Below are 5,965 nucleotides of genomic sequence, written 5' to 3'. Positions count from 1 at the left end.
AACAGGCCCGCGCTTCCCCCAGTGCCCCCGGCCACGCCGCTGGCCGTTTGGGTGAAACCGGTGCCGCCGTTGCCGGCCAGGATCCCGCCGGCCCCGCCGTTGGGAGTGGCCGCCGTCCCGGTGGCGCCGTCGCCGATGAGTGGACGACCCAACAACGCCTGCGTGGGTGCGTTGATCACGCCCAACAATTGTTGCTCGACGAGTTGCAGCGGATTCGCGCTGGCGGCCTCGGCGGCCGCGTAGGCGCCGCCACCCATGTGCAGCGCGTTCACGAACCGCGCATGAAACGCCGCCGCCTCCGCGGCCATCGACTGGTAGGCCTGGCCGTGCCCACCGAACAGCGCCGCGAACGCTACCGACACCTCATCGGCGGCTGCGGGCAGCATCGCGGTGATTGCGCCCGTGGCGGCCGCGTTCACGTCGCTCAACCCCGCCCCGATGCTGGTCAAATCTGTCGCCGCAGCAGCAAAAGCATCGGGAATAGCCACCAGGAACGACATCGTCAGACCCCCACGGATCACATAGCACATTTGAATTTAATTCAAACTGTATCGAAGAACCGCGACTCGGCGACCGGAATGAGGTTCTGAGATTTATTGTCCTACCTTCGGAACCTTGCACGGGGCTTGCTCACGGCACCCACTGATACCTCGGACCGCCGGTACCGGCTAATCTCGACGCTGAGCTTCGGATAAGGGAGGGTGCTCATGGAAGGGTTCGCGGGCAAGGTAGCCGTGGTGACGGGCGCGGGTTCGGGCATCGGGCAGGCACTGGCGATCGAATTGGGCCGCTCGGGCGCCAGCCTGGCGATCAGCGACATCGACACCGACGGACTGGCCGACACCGAGGAACAGCTCAAGGCGGTCGGTGCTCAGGTCAAGGCCGACCGGCTCAACGTCACCGAGCGCGAGAGCTTCCTGCTCTACGCCGACGAGGTCAAAGAGCACTTCGGCAAGGTCAACCAGATCTACAACAACGCCGGCATCGGGCATACCGGCACCGTGGAAGTCGAGCAGTTCAAGGACATCGAGCGGGTGATGGACGTCGACTTCTGGGGCGTCGTCAACGGCACCAAGGCGTTCCTGCCGCACCTGATCGCCTCCGGCGACGGCCACGTCATCAACATCTCCAGCGTGTTCGGCCTATTCTCGGTGCCCGGCTACTCCGCCTACAACGCCGCCAAATTCGCGGTGCGCGGCTACACCGAGGCGCTGCGCCAGGAAATGCGTCAGAGCGGCCACCGCGTCGGGGTCACCACCGTGCACCCTGGCGGCATCAAGACCGCGATCGCCCGCAACGCGACGGTGGCCGAGGGACTCGACCGCGACGAACTCGCCCAGTTGTTCGACAAGCGCCTGGCCAATACCAGCCCGCAGAAGGCCGCCAGGATCATCCTGCAGGCGGTGCGCAAGAACAAAGCACGGGTGCTGGTCGGGCCGGACGCCGTGGCGTTGGACCTGATGGTGCGGGTGACCGGTTCGAACTACCAGCGGATAGTCGAACTGGTGACCGGCCGGATCATCCCCAGCTAGCGTCCCAGCGGGTGCTCGCCCAGCCAGCCGTCGGCCACCGCCTGCGGGTCGGCGCCGCCGGCCACCCGGCGGCGCATGTCGGCCAGCGCAGCGGTGTCCAGCACACCGGCTACCTCGTTGACCGCCAGTAGCTGCCGGGTGCTCAGCGCATTGCGCCGGTACAGCGGCACCACGTTCTCGGCCCGGATCAATGCGGTCTTGTTGCCGTCCGCCAGTGCGACCAGGTCCGGCGGAATCCCGGGATCGGCGGAGGTGGTCCACGCGGCGGTCACTTGGCCGGCCTTCAAAGCGGCGAACAACGTTGCCTGGTCAAGGAATTCGCGCGGCGCGGGGAGCCGGCAAGAACCCACCGAAGAGAGGGCGGTCCGCCCGGCGACCGTACCGACCACCAGGCCGTCACAGTGCGCCGGCAGCAGACTCAGGTCGCTGCCGCCCCAGGCAGCAGCCGTGGCGGGCGTCACGACCAGCGTCGGCTTGTCCTCGGCTGCGGTGGCATAGTCGCCGGCGGCCACACCCTCGGGCAGGGCGGCGTTCATGGCTTTGAAGACGTCGGCGTCCGAGCGCACCGTCGCTCCCGGTTGCAGGCTCTGCAGGATCCGGCCGGTGTAGCCGGGCACGACGACGAACGCACCCGAGTCCAGCTTGGCCATCGGGTCCGGGGCCGCTTCGCCGTGCGCGGCGAAACCGTACGATCGCAAGGCCGCGACGTAAAGAGCGGCCAGCAGCTTGGAATCGGCGTCGGAAGAGGACCCGACGACCAGGTCCGGATTCCGGCGGTCGTCGTGCGTCGAGCAGCAACCAAGGATCAGCACCAAGCCGAACAGCAGCGCGGCCAGCCTGCCGACGCTCACCCCCAGCGGGAGTCTTCTGCGGCCAGGGCCACCGCGGTCGCCACGGCGTCGCCGACGCGCCGGTCCAGTGGGCTGGGCACGATCCGGTCTACCGCGAGGTCTTCGCTGGCCACCGAATAGATCGCTTCGGCCGCGGCCACCATCATCTTCTCGGTGATCCGGCGTGCCCCCACGTCCAAAGCGCCGCGGAAGATCCCCGGGAAGGCCAGCACATTGTTGATCTGGTTCGGGAAGTCGCTGCGGCCGGTGGCCACGATCGCGGCGTACTTGGCTGCGATGTCGGGATGGATTTCGGGATCCGGGTTGGACAGAGCGAACACGATCGCGTTGGGTGCCATGGTGGCGATCGCCTCTTCGGGAACCACTCCGCCGGACACCCCGAGGAAGACGTCGGCGCCGTGGAGCGCCTCAACGAGGCCGCCGGTGCGACCGCCCGGGTTGGTGCGGCGCGCCAGATCGACCTTGACGCTGTTCATGTCATCGCGGCCACTGTGCACGATGCCCCGCGAATCCAGCACGGTGATGTCTGAAACCCCCATGGCGAGAAGCAGATTGGTGCAGGCGACGCCGGCGGCTCCGGCGCCGGAGACCACCACCCGCACCGAGGACATGTCCCGGCCGAGCACCTTGGTGGCACCCATCAACGCCGCGAGCGAGACGACGGCCGTGCCGTGCTGGTCGTCGTGCATCACCGGACAGTCCAACGCCTCGATGACGCGGCGTTCGATCTCGAAGCAGCGCGGCGCCGAGATGTCCTCGAGGTTGACGGCGCCGAACGTCGGCCGCAGCCGCACCAGGGTTTCGACGATCTCGTCGGGGTCCTTGGTGTCCAACACAATCGGGATCGCGTTGAGCCCGCCGTATTCCTTGAACAGCGCGCACTTGCCTTCCATGACCGGCAGTGACGCCGCCGGCCCGATGTCGCCGAGGCCGAGTACGGCGCTGCCGTCGCTGACCACGGCGACCAGTCGGCTGGCCCAGGTGTAGCGGGATGCCAGGGTGCGGTCGGCGGCAATGGCACGACTGACCTGCGCAACACCCGGTGTGTAGGCGATCGACAGCGAACGCCGGGTGTCCAGCGGCGCCGTCAGATCGACGGACAGCTTGCCGCCTACGTGTGCCTCGAAGATCTCCTCGTCGGTGATGAGGACCTGGGGGCTTTGCTCGGGAAGGCTTTTCACCATGTCAAGCGTTTCGGACACGGCCATCAGGGTACTGCGCGGCCCATGCTGGCCCTAATCGCGAGATCGCTAGATCAGCTTGAGCTCGGTGACGGCATTGCGCTCGTCGGCCAGCTCCGCGGTGGACTTGTCGATACGGGCACGGGAGAAGTCGTCAATCTCCAGGCCCTGCACGATCGACCAGTCGCCGTCCTTGGTGGTGACCGGGAACGACGAGATCAACCCTTCCGGCACGCCGTAGGACCCGTCGGAGACCACGGCCATCGAGACCCAGTCGCCGTCCGGGGTGCCCTGCAGCCACGACCGCGCTGCGTCGACGGTCGCCGATGCGGCCGAGGCGGCCGAGGATGCGCCACGGGCATCGATGATGGCCGCGCCGCGCTTGGCGACGGTCGGGATGAAATCGTTCTCGATCCAGTCCTGGTCGTTGACGACCTCGGCGGCGTTCTTGCCGCCGACCTCGGCGTGGAAGATGTCGGGGTACTGGGTGGCGGAGTGGTTGCCCCAGATCGTCATCTTCTTGATCTCGGTGACCTTGGCGCCGGTCTTGCGGGCCAGCTGCGAGATCGCGCGGTTGTGGTCCAGCCGGGTCAGCGCGGAGAAACGCTCCTTCGGGATGTCGGGGGCGTTGGTCATCGCGATCAGCGCGTTGGTGTTGGCCGGGTTACCGGTCACGCCGATGCGCACGTCGTCGGCGGCCACCGAATTCAGCGCCTTGCCCTGCGCGGTGAAGATCGCGCCATTGGCCTCCAGCAGGTCGCCCCGCTCCATGCCCGGGCCGCGCGGCCGCGCGCCGACCAGCAGAGCCAGGTTCACGCCGTCGAAGATCTTGTTGGCGTCGGCGCCGATCTCCACCCCGGCCAGCAGCGGGAAGGCGCAGTCGTCGAGTTCCATCACCACGCCCTCGAGCGCCTTGAGCGCCGGCTCGATCTCCAGCAAACGCAGCTCGATCGGACGGTCCGGGCCCAGCAGCGATCCGCTGGCCAGGCGGAACAACAGGCTGTAGCCGATCTGGCCGGCGGCACCGGTGACGGCAACCTTGAGAGGACTTGCGCTCACGTCGGTTCTGCTCCTTCGGGTAAGACGGGTTCGGGGTCGAAACTAGCGCACCGCTGCGACTGCGAAGTGGCCGGTCCGGCGAGCGGCTGGGAATTCGCCGTTGACGTGACATTACGTCTCTTCTTGTTGTCCCTGGACGCGTAGCATGACCTCGGCTTGATGGCCCACGCTGCGATTGGAGGTGGATATGTTCCCGGGGTTTGACGCTTTGCCTGAAGCTCTTCGACCCGTGGCGCTCACCCGCCGGCAGCACGTGCACCCGGTCGCCGATCGGCCGGCCCAGACCCTGGTCGATTGTGGCGTCTACGTCGACGGCCACCGACTGGCGGGCAAGTACACCCCCGCCGACGCGCTGGCCAAGGTCCGCGACATCCAGCAGGAAGGGCAGGAGGCTTTCGTCTGGGTGGGGCTGCACGAGCCCAACGAGGAGCAGATGCAGGAAGTGGCCGATGCCTACGGCCTGCACCCGCTGGCCGTCGAGGACGCTGTGGTCGCCCATCAGCGACCAAAGTTGGAGCGCTACGACGATTCGCTGTTCCTGGTGCTCAAGACCGTCAACTATGTCCCGCACGAGTCGGTGGCCCGGGCCCGCGAGATCGTCGAAACCGGCGAGATCATGATCTTCGTCGGCAATGACTTCGTGGTAACGGTCCGTCACGGCGATCATGGCGGACTGCACGAGGTCCGCAAGCGCATGGACTGCACCCCAGACCACCTGCGCCTGGGCCCGTACGCGGTGATGCACGCGATCGCCGACTACGTGGTGGACCACTACCTCGGGGTGACCGGCTCGATGGAAGACGACGTCGATGCGATCGAAGTCGTCGCCTTTTCGCCCGGACGCAATATTGACGTCGAGCCCATCTACCTGCTCAAACGCGAAGTCGTGGAACTACGCCGGTGCGTGGCCCCGCTCTCGGGTGCGTTCCAGCGCATGCAGGTGGAGAACAAGGACCTGATCAACAAGGAAGTGCGTCGCTATCTGCGCGACGTCGCCGACCACCAGACCCAGGCCGCGGAGCAGATCGCCAGCTACGACGACATGCTCAATTCGCTGGTGCAGGCCGCGCTGGCGCGGGTCGGCATGCAGCAGAACATGGACATGCGCAAGATCTCGGCGTGGGCCGGTATCATCGCGGTCCCCACCATGGTCGCCGGGATTTACGGCATGAACTTCCACTTCATGCCGGAACTCGACTCGAAGTGGGGTTATCCCTCGGTGGTCACCGCCATGGTGGTGATCTGCGTAGCCCTCTACTTCATTTTCCGCCGCCGCGACTGGCTGTAGGTCCGCCAGTCCCGGCCGCGGACCCTCAGAGTGAAATCCACGACGGCTCCTCGG

The 5,965-nt window shown here is 66.8% G+C and carries 6 protein-coding genes; 2 read left to right on the top strand and 4 right to left on the bottom strand.

Features of this window, described 5'->3' with window-relative positions; translation table 11 throughout:
* Positions 1-500, bottom strand: a 500-nt coding sequence (locus AC5Y7D_RS30610; RefSeq protein WP_499929898.1) for a PE family protein, incomplete at its 3' end; no start/stop codon positions are given.
* A gap of 207 nt (positions 501-707) precedes the next feature.
* On the opposite strand from AC5Y7D_RS30610, the gene AC5Y7D_RS30605 reads away from it, so the two are divergent.
* Entirely contained in the window at positions 708-1,532 is an 825-nt protein-coding gene (locus AC5Y7D_RS30605; protein WP_499929895.1) for an SDR family NAD(P)-dependent oxidoreductase, read from the top strand.
* Here AC5Y7D_RS30605 and AC5Y7D_RS30600 read toward each other — a convergent pair.
* The 3 genes from AC5Y7D_RS30600 to AC5Y7D_RS30590 form a co-directional block, all read right to left on the bottom strand.
* Positions 1,529-2,383: a glycine betaine ABC transporter substrate-binding protein gene (locus tag AC5Y7D_RS30600; RefSeq protein WP_499929893.1), complete on the bottom strand. Its 855-nt coding sequence runs from the start codon at positions 2,381-2,383 to the stop codon at positions 1,529-1,531. The genes AC5Y7D_RS30605 and AC5Y7D_RS30600 overlap by 4 nt on opposite strands.
* On the bottom strand, positions 2,380-3,567 hold the full coding sequence (locus tag AC5Y7D_RS30595) for an NAD(P)-dependent malic enzyme (protein ID WP_499929896.1): 1,188 nt from the start codon (positions 3,565-3,567) through the stop codon (positions 2,380-2,382). The genes AC5Y7D_RS30600 and AC5Y7D_RS30595 overlap by 4 nt, the downstream gene beginning before the upstream one ends.
* 66 nt (positions 3,568-3,633) lie before the next feature.
* Positions 3,634-4,623 (bottom strand): malate dehydrogenase, encoded by a 990-nt coding sequence (locus AC5Y7D_RS30590; RefSeq protein ID WP_499929891.1) that lies wholly within the window; start codon positions 4,621-4,623, stop codon positions 3,634-3,636.
* A gap of 187 nt (positions 4,624-4,810) precedes the next feature.
* Between AC5Y7D_RS30590 and corA the strand changes: the two genes are divergently transcribed.
* Positions 4,811-5,911 carry a magnesium/cobalt transporter CorA gene (gene corA, locus AC5Y7D_RS30585; protein WP_499929889.1) on the top strand — a complete coding sequence of 367 codons (1,101 nt, stop codon included), beginning with the start codon at positions 4,811-4,813 and terminating at the stop codon, positions 5,909-5,911.
* Positions 5,912-5,965: the final 54 nt, after the last annotated feature.

It is taken from the genome of Mycobacterium sp. NGS49, from assembly GCF_059812565.1.
Note: the sequence above shows the minus strand (reverse complement) of the source record. Positions and strands in the feature narration are given on the sequence as shown.

Bases quoted from the DNA above. Each gene is read 5' to 3' on its own strand.
- AC5Y7D_RS30605 (WP_499929895.1), top strand. From the start codon at position 708: ATGGAAGGGTTCGCGGGCAAGGTAGCCGTGGTGACGGGCGCGGGTTCG.
- AC5Y7D_RS30595 (WP_499929896.1), bottom strand. From the start codon at position 3,567: ATGGTGAAAAGCCTTCCCGAGCAAAGCCCCCAGGTCCTCATCACCGAC.
- corA (WP_499929889.1), top strand. From the start codon at position 4,811: ATGTTCCCGGGGTTTGACGCTTTGCCTGAAGCTCTTCGACCCGTGGCG.